This is a genomic window from Pseudomonas sp. TE3910 (assembly GCF_056279025.1).
Map to the genome: position 1 here is coordinate 3,099,885 of NZ_JBWBQN010000001.1, position 18,191 is coordinate 3,118,075.

The 18,191-nt window shown below is 60.9% G+C and carries 12 protein-coding genes; 7 read left to right on the top strand and 5 right to left on the bottom strand.

What is annotated here, in order from left to right:
- Positions 1-154 precede the first annotated feature (154 nt).
- The 3 genes from ACZ9H3_RS14195 to ACZ9H3_RS14205 all read right to left on the bottom strand — a co-directional run bounded on the left by ACZ9H3_RS14195 (position 155) and on the right by ACZ9H3_RS14205 (position 3,432).
- Positions 155-1,699 (bottom strand): phosphoenolpyruvate carboxykinase, encoded by a 1,545-nt coding sequence (locus tag ACZ9H3_RS14195; RefSeq protein ID WP_065760105.1) that lies wholly within the window; start codon positions 1,697-1,699, stop codon positions 155-157.
- Positions 1,700-1,878: 179 nt separating this feature from the next.
- Complete coding sequence (hslO, locus tag ACZ9H3_RS14200) at positions 1,879-2,781, bottom strand: Hsp33 family molecular chaperone HslO (protein ID WP_476221197.1); 903 nt, start codon at positions 2,779-2,781, stop codon at positions 1,879-1,881.
- Positions 2,782-3,030: 249 nt separating this feature from the next.
- Positions 3,031-3,432, bottom strand: a complete 402-nt coding sequence (locus ACZ9H3_RS14205) for an RNA-binding S4 domain-containing protein (RefSeq protein ID WP_065760103.1) — start codon at positions 3,430-3,432, stop codon at positions 3,031-3,033.
- A 110-nt stretch (positions 3,433-3,542) separates the two neighbouring features.
- Here ACZ9H3_RS14205 and rimB point away from each other — a divergent pair, with 110 nt between their 5' ends.
- Entirely contained in the window at positions 3,543-4,025 is a 483-nt protein-coding gene (rimB, locus tag ACZ9H3_RS14210; RefSeq protein ID WP_102052454.1) for a retropepsin-like aspartic endopeptidase RimB, read from the top strand.
- Complete coding sequence (gene rimK, locus ACZ9H3_RS14215; protein WP_065760101.1) at positions 4,022-4,927, top strand: 30S ribosomal protein S6--L-glutamate ligase; 906 nt, start codon at positions 4,022-4,024, stop codon at positions 4,925-4,927. Before rimB ends, rimK begins: the two co-directional genes overlap by 4 nt.
- Here the strand turns inward: rimK and ACZ9H3_RS14220 are convergent.
- Together ACZ9H3_RS14220 and ompR are read right to left on the bottom strand one after the other, a co-directional pair.
- Entirely contained in the window at positions 4,924-6,237 is a 1,314-nt protein-coding gene (locus tag ACZ9H3_RS14220) for an ATP-binding protein (protein ID WP_065760100.1), read from the bottom strand. The genes rimK and ACZ9H3_RS14220 overlap by 4 nt on opposite strands.
- 127 nt (positions 6,238-6,364) lie before the next feature.
- Entirely contained in the window at positions 6,365-7,105 is a 741-nt protein-coding gene (ompR, locus tag ACZ9H3_RS14225) for an osmolarity response regulator transcription factor OmpR (protein WP_065760099.1), read from the bottom strand.
- A 229-nt stretch (positions 7,106-7,334) separates the two neighbouring features.
- On the opposite strand from ompR, the gene ACZ9H3_RS14230 reads away from it, so the two are divergent.
- The 5 genes from ACZ9H3_RS14230 to ACZ9H3_RS14250 all read left to right on the top strand — a co-directional run bounded on the left by ACZ9H3_RS14230 (position 7,335) and on the right by ACZ9H3_RS14250 (position 18,133).
- Positions 7,335-9,653, top strand: coding sequence for a Tex family protein (locus ACZ9H3_RS14230; RefSeq protein WP_409277601.1), 2,319 nt, complete (start codon positions 7,335-7,337; stop codon positions 9,651-9,653).
- Positions 9,653-10,045 carry a PaaI family thioesterase gene (locus ACZ9H3_RS14235; protein ID WP_476221201.1) on the top strand — a complete coding sequence of 131 codons (393 nt, stop codon included), beginning with the start codon at positions 9,653-9,655 and terminating at the stop codon, positions 10,043-10,045. Before ACZ9H3_RS14230 ends, ACZ9H3_RS14235 begins: the two co-directional genes overlap by 1 nt.
- A gap of 197 nt (positions 10,046-10,242) precedes the next feature.
- Complete coding sequence (gene gshA / locus ACZ9H3_RS14240) at positions 10,243-11,826, top strand: glutamate--cysteine ligase (protein ID WP_476221203.1); 1,584 nt, start codon at positions 10,243-10,245, stop codon at positions 11,824-11,826.
- Between the two features lies 1 nt (position 11,827).
- Positions 11,828-12,454 carry a TetR/AcrR family transcriptional regulator gene (locus tag ACZ9H3_RS14245; protein ID WP_065760095.1) on the top strand — a complete coding sequence of 209 codons (627 nt, stop codon included), beginning with the start codon at positions 11,828-11,830 and terminating at the stop codon, positions 12,452-12,454.
- 117 nt (positions 12,455-12,571) lie between these two features.
- Complete coding sequence (locus ACZ9H3_RS14250; protein WP_476221204.1) at positions 12,572-18,133, top strand: dermonecrotic toxin domain-containing protein; 5,562 nt, start codon at positions 12,572-12,574, stop codon at positions 18,131-18,133.
- The last annotated feature ends 58 nt before the right edge of the window (positions 18,134-18,191 follow it).

The following is an 18,191-nucleotide window of genomic DNA, read 5'->3' on the forward strand; positions in this document are numbered from 1 at the left end:
CTTGCCTGCGATGGTATCGGCGCGGTGTCAGTGGGTACGCAGCGCCCGCATCGTTGGCAAGCCAACACACACAGAGATCAACGCCAGAATGTTTTAGGCTTAAAAAACAAACCCCCGCTAAAAAGCGGGGGTTCGTCAGTGCGCTGGCGACAACTTACAGTTGTGGGCCGGCGTTCTTGATGGCATCGGAAACGTCGAACTTCTTGAAGTTCTCGATGAACAGCTTGGCCAGGCCTTTGGCTGCTTCATCGTACGCGGCCTTGTCAGCCCAGGTGTTACGTGGGTTGAGCAGAACGGTTTCAACGCCTTCAACGGCCTTCGGCACGTCCAGGTTGATGATGTCCAGGTGTTCGGTTTCAGCACCGATCAGCGCACCGCTCTGGATCGCTGCGATCACCGCACGGGTGGTCGGGATGTTGAAACGCTTGCCAACGCCGTAGCCACCACCGGTCCAGCCAGTGTTGACCAGGTAGACCTTGGAGTTAAAGCCACGGATACGCTTGATCAGCAGCTCAGCGTATTCACCGGCAGGACGCGGGAAGAACGGAGCGCCGAAGCAGGTGGAGAAGGTCGACTTGATGCCGGAACCCGAACCCATTTCGGTGGAGCCAACCAGTGCGGTGTAACCCGACAGGAAGTGGTAGGCCGCCTGCTCTTCGCTGAGGATCGACACTGGCGGCAGTACGCCGGTCAGGTCGCAGGTCAGGAAGATGACCGCGTTTGGCTCGCCGCCGAGGTTTTTCGGTGCACGCTTCTCGATCAGTTCGCGCGGGTAGGCCGCACGGCTGTTCTGGGTCAGGCTGTCGTCCGCGTAGTCGGCTTTCTTGGTGACCGGGTCGATGACCACGTTCTCCAGAACAGCACCGTGCTGGATCGCTTTCCAGATGACCGGCTCGTTCTTCTCGGACAGGTCGATGCACTTGGCATAGCAACCGCCTTCGATGTTGAACACCACGCCTTCGCCCCAGCCGTGCTCGTCGTCACCGATCAGGTAACGGCTTTCGTCAGCAGACAGGGTGGTTTTACCAGTGCCGGACAGGCCGAAGAACAGGGTCACGTCGCCCTCTTCGCCCATGTTGGCAGCGCAGTGCATTGGCAGCACGTCGGCCGCTGGCAGCAGGAAGTTCTGTACCGAGAACATCGCTTTCTTCATCTCGCCGGCGTAACGCATGCCTGCGATCAGCACCTTTTTGGCGGCGAAGTTGATGATCACGGTGCCGTCGGAGTTGGTGCCATCACGCTCAGGTTCGCAGACGAAGTTCGGCGCGTTGATGATCTGCCATTCCTGCTTGGCGCCCGGATTGTAGGTTTCCGGGTTGATGAACAGGCAACGGCCAAACAGGTTGTGCCAAGCCGTCTCGGTGGTCATCTTGACCGCCAGGTAGTGGGCTTCGTCGGAACCGACATGCACGTGGGAAACGAAATGCTCGCGCTCGTTGACGTAGGCCTCGACGCGGTTCCACAGGGCATCGAACTTGTCGGCCGGGAACTTGCGGTTGATCGGGCCCCAGGCAATAGCGTCCTGAGTGGTTGGTTCTTCTACGATGAAACGGTCAACCGGCGAACGACCGGTGCGATGACCGGTTTTCACGACGAGGGCGCCAGTATCGGCCAGCTCACCTTCACCGCGGTTCAGGGCTTCTTGTACCAGCTCGTCGACACTCAGATCGGTGTACACGGCGTTGTTGGCTTGCGTCATGAGATTCCCCATCCGGCCTGAGGCCGAGTGCTCCAAACGTTTTGTAGTAGAACTTTTTAAACTACTACAGCGAAAAAAGTGGCCGGATTATGCCAGAAACGCCCAAAAAAAGTAGAGCCCTCCTGTCAGAACGGCGCTTTTCCGCCATTCGACAGGAGATTTACCTGAGGTTAAACGTTTCAGTGACGAGTATCTGACGGTGCCTCAACACCCGCACCCACGAACAATTGCGCCACATCAGAAGCATCGAACCGGTAGCGTTCGTTGCAGAACTGGCAATCGATCTCGATATGACCGCCATGCTCGGCCAGCAGTTGCTGCGCATCTTCCTGACCCAGGCTGACCAGTGCATTGCCCGAACGTTCGCGCGAGCAACTGCAACGGAAGCGCAGCGGCTGGATGTCGAACAGGCGCACAGCCTCTTCGTGGTAGAGGCGGTGAAGGATGGTTTCGTTGTTCAGGCCAAGCAGTTCTTCATCACTCAGGGTGCTGGCCAGGGCAGTGACGTGCTGCCAGCTGGCGGCGCGATCGTCTTCATCTTTCTGGCGATCGGCAGGCAGTTGTTGAAGCAACATGCCACGGGCGTTTTTGCCATCGGCCTTGAGCCAGAAGCGCGTGCCAACCTGCTGGGACATGACGAAGTAGTTGGTGAAGCACTGCGACAGGTCCTCCCCATCCAGGTCTACCAGGCCCTGGTAACGCTGGCCGTTGGTAGGGTCGACGGTCAGTGCGAGTACGCCGTCCGGCATCAGTTCGCCCAGCGTCGCCGTATCGCCTATCTGGTCTGCATCGTAACGCGCCAGGCCGCGGATTTCGCGCTCGCTGGAGCACTCAACCATCAACAATGGAACCGGGCCTTCAGAGCGTGCCTGAAGAATCAGCAGGCCATCAAATTTCAGCGTGCCAACCAGCAGCGCCGCTGCCGCCATCAGCTCCCCGAGCAGTTGCGCGACGGGCTCCGGATAGGTGTGCTTGGCCAGCACTTCGGCGTAACTACGCTCGAGCGCAACCAGCTCACCGCGAACATCGCTTTCGTCGAAGATGAAGCGTTGGGTGTAGTCGGTATCGGGCAAATCGTGCATGAGTTCTGGCTTTCTAAGAGGTGACAAAATAAATGGGCTGGCCATCAAGGGCCGCGTCAGGGCACCTGCGGGTACCACGGTGTGCTGCTTGAACCGGGTATTTTATGGGCAATCGGCCACTGATCCAAGCGAAGCAAGGCGGGTTCACACCGACACGCTGCAACCCCACCTACTCTGTTTCCGCTTATGGCCTTTTGACCAGTGCCTCTGCCGGCCTTTCGACGAATGGCAAGCCGACCACGCAAACGCTCAATGACCCGTGTCGTGGAACTGGTGAAGCTGGCGCCGCTGCTTCTTGGTCGGCCGCCCATCGGTGGTCACACCCAGCGCGCCCGCTTTGCGCAGTGCCGCCGCCTGTTCGCGGCGGGCAATACTCTGCGCTGTTTCCTCGTACAGCGCCTGGGCTTCGGGGGCACCACGGCGCACCACCGACAATGCCTTGACCACGACAGTGCGCTCGTCGAAACCGGTGCGCAAGACGAACTCATCGCCTATCCGCGGCTCCTTGCCCGGCTTGCAGCGCTCACCTCGGCAATGCACCTTGCCACTCTCGATGGCCGCCTTGGCCAACGCTCGGGTCTTGTAGAAACGTGCCGCCCACAACCATTTGTCCAGGCGAACCTTGTCGTCTTCTTCGGGCTTTTGTGCCATCTCATGTCCTCGATCGCAATCTGCAATCGAACTGTACTACCGTAACTGGCGGATGCAAAAAGTACGCGGCGTGCTTACAGTTCACCGATCATTTGAGCAGGTTTAGCAATTTGAAGACTTTTGACCATTTAACCGTGATCGGTCTACGCGAGTGGGTGGCGCTACCCGACCTCGGGGTAGCCGGCCTGCGTGCGAAAATCGACACCGGTGCCAGCACTTCAAGCCTGCATGCTACCGAAATCGAACCGTTCGAACGCGACGGCCAGCGCTGGGTCCGTTTCAACGCCCACCTGGGTTCGGTGGTGCAGTTGCGCCATCGACGCTGTGAAGCGCCATTGGTGGCGATGAAAACCATTAAAAGCTCCAACGGTCAGGCCCAGATCCGCTATGTGATCCGCACTACCCTGGCACTCGGCGACCGAGTCTGGGAGGTGGAGTTCACCCTGGCGTGCCGCAAGGCGATGCGCTATCGCCTGCTGCTGGGTTCCAAGGCCCTGGTTGACGGCCAATTGGTGGTCAACCCCGGGCTCAAGTATGTTCAGGACAAGCCGGCCTTCCCGGCCTCCCCCACCCCTTCCACAGGTGTTGCATGAAGATCGCTGTGCTGTCGCGAAACCCGCGTCTGTATTCCACTCGTCGTCTGGTCGAAGCCGGTACCCAACGCGGCCATGAGATGGTCGTGATCGACACGCTGCGCGCCTACATGAATATCGCCAGCCACAAACCGCAGATCCACTACCGTGGCAAACCACTTGAAGGCTTCGATGCGGTCATTCCACGCATCGGGGCCTCGGTGACCTTCTACGGCTGCGCGGTGCTGCGTCAGTTTGAAATGATGGGCGTGTTTCCGCTCAATGAGTCGGTGGCCATCGCCCGCTCGCGGGACAAGCTGCGCTCGCTACAGTTGCTGTCGCGGCGTGGTGTCGGCCTGCCCATCACCGGTTTCGCCCACTCGCCGGATGACATTCCCGACCTGATCCAGATGGTCAATGGCGCGCCACTGGTGATCAAGGTCCTTGAGGGCACTCAAGGCATTGGCGTGGTGTTGTGCGAAACCACCAAGGCCGCCGAATCGGTGATCGAGGCCTTCATGGGCCTGAAGCAGAACATCATGGTCCAGGAGTACATCAAGGAGGCCGGCGGTGCCGACATCCGTTGCTTCGTGGTCGGCGACAAGGTCATCGCCTCGATGAAACGCCAGGCCAAGCCGGGGGAGTTCCGCTCGAACCTGCATCGCGGAGGTACCGCCAGCCTGATCAAGATCACCCCGGAAGAGCGCATGACCGCCATCCGTGCCGCCAAGGTGATGGGCCTGTCGGTAGCCGGTGTGGATATCCTGCGCTCCAACCATGGCCCGCTGGTGATGGAGGTGAACTCCTCGCCCGGCCTGGAAGGCATTGAGGTCACCACCGGCAAGGACGTTGCCGGGATGATCATCGAACACCTGGAGAAGAATGGCGGGCCGCACCTGACCCGCACCAAGGGTAAGGGCTAAACCGCGTCCCTGGGCAGCAACAAGCCCAGGGGCAGACGCACCCGTGCTTCAAGGCCGCCACCGGAGCGGTTGCGCAGCTCGACATTGCCACCGTGCTGGGCCGCGATGCGCTTGACGATCGCCAGGCCCAGCCCGGTGCCTTTGCCACTGCGGGCACGGTCGCCGCGAATGAACGGGTTGAAGATGCCCTCCAGCTCGCTTGGATCAATACCCGTACCACGGTCCAGCACGCTCAGCACCACATAGGGCGCACTGCTGTCACCCGAGACATAGGCGGCCACTTCGACGCCCTTGCCGGCGTGATACAGCGCGTTGCCAATCAGGTTGTTCAACATGCGCTTGAGCGAAACCCGACGCAGCGGGAACGGCGGAATCGGCTCCAGGCACAGGCGCACCCGCTCTTCCGGCTGATTGAAGGGTGCCACCACCTCACGCACCAGATCGCTGAGGTCGACCTCCTCCACGGGCTCGTCACGGCCATCACGGATAAAGGCCAGGAACTGGTCGAGAATGGCGTCCATGTCCTCGATGTCGCGCACCATGCCGTCAGTCAGCTCACTGTCATTGCTCATCAACGACAGTGACAGGCGCAGCCGGGTCAAGGGCGTACGCAAGTCATGGGAAACACCGGCCAGCATCAACTCACGCTCGCGCCCGGCCTGCTCGACATCCTCGGCCATCTGGTTGAACGCCCGATACACTTCGGTCATCTCGCTGGGCGTATCACTGATCGGCAAACGCACGCTACGCCCCTGCCCCAACTGCCGGGCCGCGAACACCAGACGTTTGAGCGGCTGATTGAGCTGGCGCACGAAGATCCAGGCCGAGGCCGTGGACAGCAAGCCAATGGCCAGGAACCACCCCAGCACGCTCCAGATTTTCTGGCCGCGCAGCGGGTGCGGGTACAGTGGCACTTTCAGCCAACCATCGCCCAGGCTCGGAGCGCGCACCCACAGGGCCGGAGGGGCATGGATACGCAAGCGAACCTCGGTGTCGGCGCCCAGTTCGGCCTGCATCTGCCGCTGATAAATCTCACTGTAGGGCCAATGCTGCTCACCCTCAGGCACACCGGTACCGACCACTCGGATCAGGCCAGCGGCTTCGGCGATTTTCTCACGGTCCGCCTCGTCGGCGGCCCAATAGGCGCGCAAGGTCAAGGCCACGCCATGGCTGTACTGGCGATCGACAAGCACATCTTCGTTCATCAGCAGGTAAACCAGGGTCAGCGCCTTGGAAAACAGCACAACGATCAGCACCAGCCAAAGGGTGCGGGCGAAGAAGCTTTGCGGGAACCACAGCGGCGTTTTCATGGACAACAGCTACACACCTTGCAGGAGCGAGCATGGCTCGCAGGCTTTGCGGACCTCGACACAAGCAAAAAGCAGGGCACCGTTAAGGTAGCCCCGCTTCCTGTGACGCACGTCTACAACCGAAACGTTACTTGCCGGCGTTGCCGTCCGGTACGAACACATAACCAACACCCCAAACGGTCTGGATGTAGCGCGGTTTGGACGGGTCGGGCTCGATCATGCGCCGCAGACGCGAAATCTGTACGTCGATGGAGCGCTCCAGCGCATCCCATTCACGCCCTCGGGCCAGGTTCATCAGCTTGTCACGGGTGAGCGGCTCACGGGCGTGCATGACCAGTGCCTTGAGTACGGCGAATTCACCGGTGGTGAGCATGTGTACTTCGTCGCCACGCTTGAGCTCGCGGGTGGCCAGCGACAGTTCGTAGTCGCCAAAAGTGACGGTCTCGTCTTCAGTGCCCGGCGCACCTGGCACCGAAGGCGCCTGGCGGCGCAGCACGGCCTTGACCCGTGCCACCAGTTCGTCGGGGTTGAACGGCTTGGCCAGGTAATCGTCGGCGCCCAGTTCCAGGCCCTTGATCCGGCTCAGCTCGTCACCCTTGGCGGTCAGCATGATGATCGGGACCTGGTTGTTCGCCGCCCGCAGACGGCGACAGGCCGAGAGGCCATCCTCGCCCGGCAGCATCAGATCAAGCACGACCAGATTGAAGACTTCACGGGCCAGCAGGCGGTCCATCTGTTCGACATTCGGTACAGCGCGGGCACGGAAGCCCTTGCTGGTGAAAAAACGCTCCAGCAGGCTGCTCAGCCCCGGATCGTCATCGACGATGAGGATTTTCTCGCCTTCAGCGGTTTGTGCAGTGCTGCTCATAGGTCGCTCCTTTAATCTCGGCAAGCATTATGGCCTAGCCGCCACGGGCCGTGACGTGTGCATTGTTAGCAGATTTTTCCCCCGATGCCAGTCGGACCCGGCGCCAGGCTGGCCTGCTGCCATCACCGCAAGCCGGATGTGGCGGGTATAATGCGCGCCTTTGATCCACTGCCGCCCGCGCCCCGCGTCGGCCTGCGGCCCCCGCATTCACAATTTGTCAGGTGGTTTTATGGACAGCATCAACAGCCGCATTGCCGAAGAACTCGGCGTCCGCCCGCAGCAGGTCGAGGCGGCCGTGACCCTGCTTGATGAAGGCTCCACGGTGCCTTTTATCGCCCGTTACCGCAAGGAAGTCACCGGTAGCCTGGACGACACCCAACTGCGTCACCTGGAAGAGCGCCTGCGCTACCTGCGCGAACTCGACGAACGGCGCGTGAGCATCCTGGCGAGCATCGAGGAACAAGGCAAGCTGACACCCGAACTGGCCCGCGAGATCAAGCTGGCCGACACCAAGACCCGCCTTGAAGACCTTTACCTGCCTTATAAGCAGAAGCGCCGCACCAAGGGCCAGATCGCCCTGGAAGCCGGCTTGGGCGAGCTGGCCGACGGCCTGCTGAACGACCCGCAACTGAACCCGGAAACCGAAGCCGCGCGCTTCGTCGACGCCGAGAAAGGTGTTGCCGACGTCAAGGCGGCACTGGAAGGCGCCAAGTACATCCTGATGGAACGCTTCGCCGAAGACGCCAGCCTGCTCGCCAAGCTGCGCAGTTTCCTCAAGCAGGAAGCCGTGCTCAGCGCCCGCCTGGTGGCAGGCAAGGAAGAAGAAGGGGCCAAGTTCCGCGACTATTTCGAACACGATGAACTGCTCAAGAGCGTGCCATCGCACCGCGCATTGGCCATTTTCCGTGGCCGCAACGAAGGCGTGCTGGCCGCCTCGCTGAAAATTGGCGAAGAACTGCCGGGCACCCTGCACCCATGCGAGCTGATGATCGGTGAGCACTTCGGCCTGCGCAACCAGAACCGCCCTGCCGACAAGTGGCTGGGCGAAGTGGTGCGCTGGACCTGGAAGGTCAAGCTCTACACCCACCTGGAAACCGACCTGTTCGGTGAGCTGCGCGACAATGCCGAAAGCGAGGCCATCAACGTCTTCGCCCACAACCTGCATGACCTGCTGCTGGCCGCGCCGGCCGGCCCGCGCGCGACCCTGGGCCTCGACCCGGGCCTGCGCACCGGCTGCAAGGTAGCGGTGGTCGATGCCACCGGCAAGCTGCTCGACACCGCCACGGTGTACCCGCATGTACCCAAAAACCAGTGGGACCAGACCATCGCCGTGCTGGCCGCGCTGTGCGCCAAGCACTCGGTTGAACTGATCGCCATCGGCAACGGTACTGCCAGCCGCGAAACCGACAAACTGGCCGCCGAACTGATCAAGAAATATCCCGCCCTGAAAATGACCAAGATCATGGTCTCCGAAGCCGGCGCGTCGGTGTACTCGGCTTCGGAACTGGCTGCCCGCGAGTTCCCCGAGCTGGACGTATCCCTGCGCGGTGCGGTGTCCATTGCCCGCCGCCTGCAGGACCCGCTGGCCGAACTGGTGAAGATCGATCCGAAGTCCATCGGGGTCGGCCAGTACCAGCATGACGTGTCGCAGCTCAAGCTGGCACGTGGCCTGGATGCCGTGGTCGAGGACTGCGTGAACGCCGTCGGCGTTGACGTCAACACCGCGTCGGTAGCACTGCTGTCGCGCATTTCCGGCCTGAACAGCACCCTGGCACAGAACATTGTCGCGCACCGCGATGCCAACGGTGCCTTCAAGACCCGCGCCGCGCTGAAGAAAGTCAGCCGCCTGGGCGAGAAGACCTTCGAGCAAGCGGCAGGCTTCCTGCGCGTCATGAACGGCGACAACCCGCTGGACGCCTCGGCTGTTCACCCGGAAGCCTACCCGCTGGTACAGCGTATCGCCGCCGAGACCGATCGCGACATTCGCTCGCTGATTGGTGACAGTGGCTTCCTCAAGCGCCTGGACCCGAAAAAGTTCACCGACGAAACCTTTGGCCTGCCAACCGTCACCGACATCCTCCAGGAACTGGACAAACCAGGCCGTGACCCGCGTCCGGAATTCAAGACCGCCGAGTTCCAGGAAGGCGTCGAAGACCTCAAGGACCTGCAACCCGGCATGATTCTCGAAGGCGTCGTGACCAACGTCACCAACTTCGGTGCCTTCGTCGACATCGGCGTGCATCAGGACGGCCTGGTGCATATTTCCGCGCTGTCGGAGAAGTTCATCAAGGACCCGCGTGAAGCCGTCAAGGCCGGTGACGTGGTCAAGGTCAAGGTCATGGAAGTGGACATCCCGCGCAAACGCGTTGGCCTGTCGATGCGCATGGGTGACACACCCGGCGAGAAAGTCGACGGCGCCCGTGGCAGCCGCCCAGGCTCGGCACCTCGCCAACAGAACGCGCCGGCACGGGCCAAGGAAACCGCCGCCCCGGCGAACAACGCCATGGCCTCGCTGTTCGCCAACGCCAAACAGCTGAAGAAACGTTGATGGAAGCACCTGAAGGTATCGAAGGTATCGTCCAGAGCGCATTCAGCCAATTGCTCGGCTGCCGCCTGCAACGCCTGGACAACGGCGTTGCGGAGGTTGCCCTGTCGCTGCAGGAGCACCTGCGCAACCGTGGCGGCAAACTGCATGGCGGCGCGCTGTTCAGCCTGGTCGACATCGCCATGGGCCTGGCCTGTTCCAGCGCCCACGGTTTCGACCAGCAAAGCGTTACCCTGGAATGCAAGATCAACTACCTGCGTGCTGTCAGCGAAGGCGACGTGCTGTGTATCGCTCGTGTACTGCATGCCGGGCGACGCACGCTGGTGGTCGACGCCGACGTGCTTCAGGGCGACAAATTGGTCGCCAAGGCCCAGGGGACCTTTTCGGTCCTCTAGCCGACGCTTGCTGTTTCAGGCTATTTTCGCCAGTGCGCAGGTACTGCCGAAACCGTCTTTTGTGCCCCGAGAATCGGGGCATGAACCTGCAGGCCCGGCCTGCGATAACCAGGCGACAACGCCAGTTCCTCTCTTCACCCTTGTAGACCGTCATCTCTACCCCCATATTGGGGCGACTGACCGTGAAGGAATCCATCTTGAGCGAACTTCTCAACCGCCGCCTGAGCCTGCTCGGCCAGCGTGACAACCTCTCCCTGCTCGAGCAGTGCCTGCATGGTATTGAGCGCGAATGCCTGCGCGTGACCGAGGACGGTCGCCTGGCACAGACCCCGCACCCCGAGGCGCTGGGCTCGGCCCTGACCCATGAACAGATCACCACGGACTATTCGGAGTCGCTGCTGGAGTTCATTACCCCAGCCCTGACCGACCCGGCAAAAACCCTGGAGAGCCTGGAGAATATCCACCGTTTCGCCTACGCCAAACTGGGCGACGAATACCTGTGGAGCCCGTCGATGCCCTGCCCGCTGCCCGCCGAGGAGGACATCCCGATCGCCTGGTATGGCACCTCCAACATCGGTCAGCTCAAGTACGTCTACCGCAAGGGCCTGGCCCTGCGCTATGGCCGCACCATGCAGTGCATCGCCGGTATTCATTACAATTTCTCGCTGCCGGAGAAACTCTGGCCACTGCTGATGCAGGCCGAAGGTGCCGAAGGCAGCGAGCGCGATTATCAGTCCGCCGCCTATATCGCCCTGATCCGTAACTTCCGGCGCTACAGCTGGCTGCTGATGTACCTGTTCGGTGCCTCGCCAGCGCTGGATGCGGGCTTCCTGCGTGGCCGCCCCCACCAGTTGGAAAGCTTTGACGCCAGTACCTTGTACCTGCCCTACGCCACCAGCCTGCGCATGAGTGACCTGGGCTACCAGAGCAATGCACAAGCCGGCCTGACGCCCTGCTACAACGACCTGAACAGCTATACCGACAGCTTGCGCAAAGCGGTGGGTACGCCTTACCCGCCGTATGTCGAAATCGGTACGCACAAGGATGGTGAGTGGGTTCAGCTCAACACCAACATCCTGCAGATCGAGAACGAGTACTACTCCAACATTCGACCCAAGCGGGTGACCTACACCGGCGAGCGGCCGATCCAGGCATTGATGGCGCGTGGCGTGCAGTACGTCGAAGCGCGTTGCCTGGATATCAACCCCTTCCTGCCAACGGGCATCGACCTGGCTGAAGCGCGTTTCCTCGACGCCTTCCTACTGTATTGCGCGCTGGAAGAAAGCCCGTTGCTGGAAAATGGCGAATGCGGCCAATGCACCAGCAACTTCCTTACCGTCGTCAAGGAAGGGCGCCGCCCAGGCCTGACGCTGCAACGCCAAGGGCAGCCAGTGACGCTCACACAATGGGCCGAAGAACTGCTGGAGCGCATTGCGCCGCTGGCGCAATTGCTTGACCAGAGCCAGGGTGGGCATGAGCACGTCAGCGCGCTGGCCCAGCAAAAGGCCAAGGTCGACGACCCTGAATTGACGCCTTCGGCACAGGTGCTGGCGAGCATGACCGAGAACCGCGAAAGCTTCAGTGAGTTCTCCTTGCGCCAGAGCAAGGTTCACGCCGAATACTTGCGCAGCCAGGCATTGCCTGCCGAGGAGCTGCAGCGTTTCGAGGCTATGGCCCGCACGTCGCTCGCCGCCCAGGCTGAACTTGAGCGCCAGGAAGTGGGGGATTTCGACCTGTTCGTCAGCGCCTACCAGGCCAGCATCCTGGCGATCAGCAACTGACATGACCCGTACCACCACTCCACGTAAACCTCGCGCCCGTAGCCAGGCCCGCATCGACTCCATTCTCGATGCGGCCCGTACGCTACTGGCCAGCGAGGGTGTGGCCAGCCTGTCGATCTACAGCGTGGCCGAGCGGGCGCAGATTCCGCCGTCGTCGGTGTACCACTTCTTCGCCAGTGTTCCGGCACTGCTTGAGGCCCTCACTGCCGATGTTCACCGTGCGTTCCGGGCCTGCCTGCAGGCACCCATCGAGCCGACGCGGCTGAACACCTGGCATGACCTGTCACGGCTGGTGGAACAGCGCATGCTGAGCATCTACAACGACGATGCTGCTGCCCGCCAGTTGATCCTCGCCCAGCATGGCCTGAGCGAAGTGACCCAGGCTGATCGCCAGCACGACATCGAACTGGGCGACTTGATGCACAAGCTGTTCGAGCAGCACTTCCAGTTGCCGGTACTGCCGAATGACGTGGATGTGTTTGCACTGGCCATGGAGCTGGGCGACCGGGTCTACGCCCGCTCGATACAGCTTTACGGGCAGATCACCCCGCGCATGGCGGAAGAAGGCATGCGCGTATTCGACGCCTACCTGGGCCTCTACCTGCCACCGTTCCTGCCTCGTCGGTAGTACGCCACCCCCCAGCAATATCTCCAGCAATATGTAGTGCCTCCACCAAACGCGATGCGTGTGAACTGAAAGGAGCGGCAAACACGGCGCCGCTCAACTTAGTCACGGAGGGCACCCATGCCAGATTTTTTTGAAATCACATTCCCTGAGCCTACCGACCTGGAGGAGACCGTTAGCGGTACCCGCTCCGGTACAGGTAACTCGCTCCACCAGGCCAGCATGGCCCTCAACCAGATCATCCCGGCGTTGCAAGCGCTGATGGCGCAATCCCCTGGCCTGCAGCAATCCATTGCCAGCATGCTCTCCCAGCAGTGGAACATCGATCCACGCCTGTGCGGTGTGCAACACGACACGACCCAGGTGAGCCTGTTGGACATGTCGGCCTACCTGCTCGCCAGCCCGGCGTTTTCCAATCTGTTTACAGAAGACTGGACCACCTATGGGGTGGATAACAACGCCAGTGCAGCCCAAATGAGCGGTGCCGACTGGGTCCGTCGAATCAACGCCCTGACACCAGGCCGGTTGGTAGCACAGGTCTACAGCACATACTGGGCGCAACGCATGCCCGGGCATGCACACGCTCGCCTGGCGCACGGAGAAAGCCTGCTGCAACAGCATTTCACCCACAGCATCGACCTGGCTTACGGCCTCGGGAACATTGACGAACACGCCTGGTACCAAGGGCATGCGGCCAGCACCTGGGCGGCGGTTTACTGGGAACACTCGGACAAAATGCGTGAGCTGGCGCAGGCCACGCTAGTGGTTCAGCCACTGGCCGAGCAGGCCCCATGGCTGCTGTATCGCCCCGGCGATACGACAACCCTTCGCGCATACGCTGATCGTGCAGCCCTGGAGAGTGGCTTGAACGAACTGCGCGCCACCTTATGGCCAGACCTGCCAGCCACCGAGGACGACGACAATACGTCCGGGGCACCGGTCATCAGCCCGCTTGACGAAAGCGCTTTTGGCTTTGTACTGAAGCAACTGCTGCTCGACCATGAAGAGCGCGCACTGCCGTTACTCGAGCAGGCCTGCCTGAACCAGACGAAGGACCAGAACCAGGAACCCGGCAACCTCGACTGGCAGTCGATCACCGACTGGGAGCAACGCAGCAGCCTGCGCCTCGTGGCACCTCTGGCCGATGAAACCTCGACCCTGATCCGCAACACCCTGCAACACGAACAGCAACTGGCTGAAGAACAACTGCATTTCGATTCACTCAGCCCTGTGCTGCCGCTGCTCTGGCGAACCTCACGCATCGCGGCCTATCAAGCAGCCCTTGAGCGCTACGTGGGCGACGATACGGCAGTCACTGCGCCAGCCATGGTTACCTTGCGCGCCCTTGAAGAAGCGCTGGAGCAACACCAGGAAAAAACCTCCAGGCACCTGGAACAGCTGCCCGACCCCCTCTCCCCTGCCGACTGGCAAGAACACGTCGAGGGCACCTCTCGCTTCGACTTCATCAGCCACCGCCTGGCTCAGGCACTGCTCGCCGAAGCGCGTCTGCAGCAGACGCTGGGTGAATTGAACGACGCGCAATTCGCGCTCATCGACGCCGTCGTGGCACAACCGGAATACACCCCAGAGCACACGGTCGAGGTTGCCAGGCTGACACTGGTCATAGGCAATCAACAGTGGCCACTGCACGGCTTTCTGACCTTTCGGCCCGCCGCAGAAACAACGACGCAGGAAAATGACGTACTGCTCTATCGGTCTGGACGCGATGGCGGGCTGAAGGCGTTTGCTGACGAAACGCTACTGACACAAGCGCTGCTCGAAAGCCTGTCCGGGCTGTGGGCCAATACCCTGATCGACAGTGTCGGGCCAACAGCGTCCCAAGCGCTGTTGACCGCGCTGGCCAGCAGCCAGGAACCGGCGCGCCTGGAAAGCACCCCGCTGATTACCCACTGCTTTGATCACTGCGTGCAGACGATCATTGACGCCATACAACCAGAAGACGCCGAACAGGTCGAGCCCAGCACTGAAGCTCACGCCTGGTTGAGCACGCTGCTGTCGATTCCCAGAAACGAAGCCCGAACGCAAGCCTTCAACGCGATTGCCGAACAGAACAGAACCGAAAACATCGTCAAGCAGTTTGACACCCGGCTAAACCGCCTGTCGGCTGAAGAGAGAAACGCCCTGACTGCCGGCTTCCAGCAGTACAGTCAGGCGATGGTAGCCTCCATCGTCTGCCTGGAACAGAGCCTGCCCGAACGCACCCAGTTCGCACGGGACAAGCTGGCGCAGCAATTGCGCAAAGATCTCGGGCTTACGACCGTCCCAACGATCACGGTAAACCTGCCGGACCAGGTCGACATGTACCAAGAGCCGATTGCCGGCTCGGGCCAAGCGCATGCGACCAGGACGGTCTTCGTACCGAGTGAAGCGCGCAGCGATATTCCCCTGGAGAACCTGCTCCTGGGGGCTATGGATGAGAACGTTCTGCAACGCATGAACTACATGCGTTTTGCCTTCGATCCTCCCGAAAGCAGCACACGCCTGAGCAATGCCTTGACCAGCGCCTACCTGGCTCGCCTCGACAAGACGCTCGATCTGGCGGGGGCTTATGAAAGTGCCATCCTCGAAGCCTTCAATGGCTCGGAAGGCGACACGGAAATGGCAAAAGAGTGGCGTGATGAAGTACTCCGTCGGCCGTTTGCACTCAGCCTGGAACTCTTTGCCCTGAGCAAACCTGCAGATCTGGACGACCAAGGGCAGGCCCTGCTGCGCGATGCGGCAGCCGGTACGATTGAATGGACACCCTTGAACCTCAACCCCGGTGTTGCCGCTGACGGTTCCAGCCATGAGGTCGCGCTGTCCGGCGTGTTCCTGCTGCAAAACGCCAGCCACGACACCGTCATCCTTTACCTGCCAGAAGCACCCAACGGCCGCATTGTCAGCCAGCATCCAAACGCAACAGCGGCCTGCCAGGCGTTGGAGCAAATGGCGTTGAACAGCATCATGCTCGACTGGCTGGCAACGCGTCCCGTAGCAGGCGACCCGGAACGGCATCGCAGCTACATCAATCAGGCGCTGCTGAAGAGCTTCACAGGCTTTATTGCCCCCGGCACACGCCAAACCCTTTCGCTGGCCACGCACCTGAGCCGGCTGCAAATGGGCCGGTTGATCACTCAGCATCGAAAAACAGCCCGCAGCCAACGCGAGCTGTATCTGGAAGAAGCGGCGATCCGCCACAACCGGGTATACGACTATATCCATCTATGCCTGTCATTCGTGCCGGGTGTCGGTGTCGCGGTGGGGCTCTACGATGGCTGGAACGCCTCCACCGCTGCAGTCGAAGCCTTTATGCGCGGGCAACACAGCCAAGGCGTCGACCACTTGAATTCGGTCGTACTGTCGATCATTGATGCATTACTCGACATTGCCCCAGGTCTGGGTGCCGCGCCAAGCGCACGCGTGGCCAGCGCACGCGCGTACACTCGGTTGCGACAAACCCAAGCGCAGCGGACAACCCTGGGCAAGACCGTGCGCACGGTCTCACCCGACCCGTTCAAAGGCTACGAAACAGAGATGCCGACACACACGGTGCGGTTGGACAGCGCAGGCTATACGCGCAATACGCTCGCGCTGGACGGCAAGCGCTACATCAGCCGCTACGGCCGTTACTACGAAGTGCAATGGGACGCGACCTACAACACCTGGCGCTTGAAAGGCAACGCACTCAAGCACTACAAGCAACCCATAAGGCTCAGCGAAGATGGCGTCTGGGAAACCCATGGGCACCTGAGCGGCCTGCTGGTCGAGAGTGGCCTGCAGGGTGGAGGGCAGGAGTTAGGCCGGCTGGTCGAGAGTGGAGGGCAGAGGTTCAGCCGGCTGTACAACAATGGCTGGGAAACCCTGCACGGCTACCTTCGCCGCCTGCGCGGCAACGCCATCGAGCAACCGCGGGATGAGCTGACACGAATGAATCGTGAAACCGATCAGCACAAGATCGCGCTCGCGGCTGCGATCCGACGCTTCAACGAGGTCCGAGCCGTGGGGCCCAACGGCCCGGTCGGAGAGCGTGGATCCCCCGCTCAAATCCGCAGTGCACAGCAAGAGGCGATCAAGGCGTGCAAACGCTTTGTCGAATACCATGACGGCTGCCTTCAGACCCTCAGCCGCCTGAAACCCAGTATTGGCCGCCGGCAATACGCCAGCTTTCTGACAGAGTACCTGCACAATGCTGCCGAACAGAACCTGAAGCTGATCCAGTTACGCAGCCTGGAACTAAGCGAATTGCTAATCGCTGTAGAACGTCTCAACCAAGAACTATTAACGCTCATCGACAACCTGCCCAATGACCTGAGTCAGGCCAGTGCGCTGATACGCCATAAACGGGCAACAATCGATAGCAACAACAAACAGTTGCTGGCGCAACTGCAAGGGCTTGAACGAGACACCCAACGTAATATGGACCTGCGCGACAAATTGCGCGGCGACATGCTGACCCAACACGACATCAAAGCCTCGCGCCTCATCTCGCTCTCAATCGAGCCCCAGGCCTACCGATTTGCGCGCCTGCATGTGACGTATTCAATGCTTGCCAATTTTGACCACATGCATGACGTCGATTTCTACCTGTTCTTCAATCAAGTCAATACACAGAGCAGAGCGCTTATCCGCACGCTACACAGCCACTTCCAGTCACAACAGGCCAGTCTGAGCCGAACCCAGTATGGGGAAGCCCTACGAGCGTTCAAGAATCAGTACATCACCTTCATCGCTCACATTGACTCGTGGTCAGTTAATTTCCAGAACTTCGTCGACGCGACAGCTGCCACCAGCTTACGTGCCGACCTAACGCAACTGGTCGCAGAAATAGACCGAACCCTGGTCAATTATCAACCGCCGAGACGAGGCACTGGCCGACCAAGCACAGCCCGCATCTTCCAAACCGATGAGCAGCAACTGCTGATAGGCCGTCAGGAACACATTGAGGGTGAACAGCGCATGGTGGTAGTCGACGCCATGAACGACGGCCGAACCGAAAGCTTTCGTCGAGTCGACGGGGATCGCTGGCAGAGCACGGCACCGGTCATACGCCGAACGATTAACCCACGCCGTATTAACGAACTGCAAACCCGGGCCCGCGAGCAACTGGCCGGCATCGCGGAGCAAAAAAACCGCTGGCAAGGCTATATGGCTACTGACATGGCGCCAGCCAGCCTGCAAAACATCGCCGAGCACTACGCGACCAACCTGCGCGAACGGGCACGCTATCTCGAGGATGCCCTGGGGGATCAGGCCACCGACGACCAGCGTCAGTTGATGCAACGCCTGAAGGATGCAGCCAGGAATCTGGACCGGCATGGCAAGGAGCTGCGCATCTCTAAAATCAAGACCACCCAACAACCGAACATCGGTCAGCTGCAGTTTCTTCACGAGCAGAATGCCGTCAAGGCGCGGTGGGGACGCATCCTGGAACCGAAAAAAGACAGCAAAGGTCGGCCGATCGAGTACCTGGAAGAGTATGAAGTGATAGATCTGGCGGCCAACACCGTGCTTTGGTACGCCCACTTCCACTTTCCACAGCGCCCCGGCAGCGGTTTCCGCAAATTAAGTGCGGGCCATTTGAAGGTGCGCAGTGAGCGCAATGTATCAAACGCCTGGCACGGACCTATCAACGAGGCAGAGGCGATGAAGCTGTTTGGCGGGCTACGCCCGGCAGCCGAGTAAACCGGCGCAACCACGCCCCGGCGGGTCAAGGCTGGCCCGTCGGGGTGTTGTGTCGCAC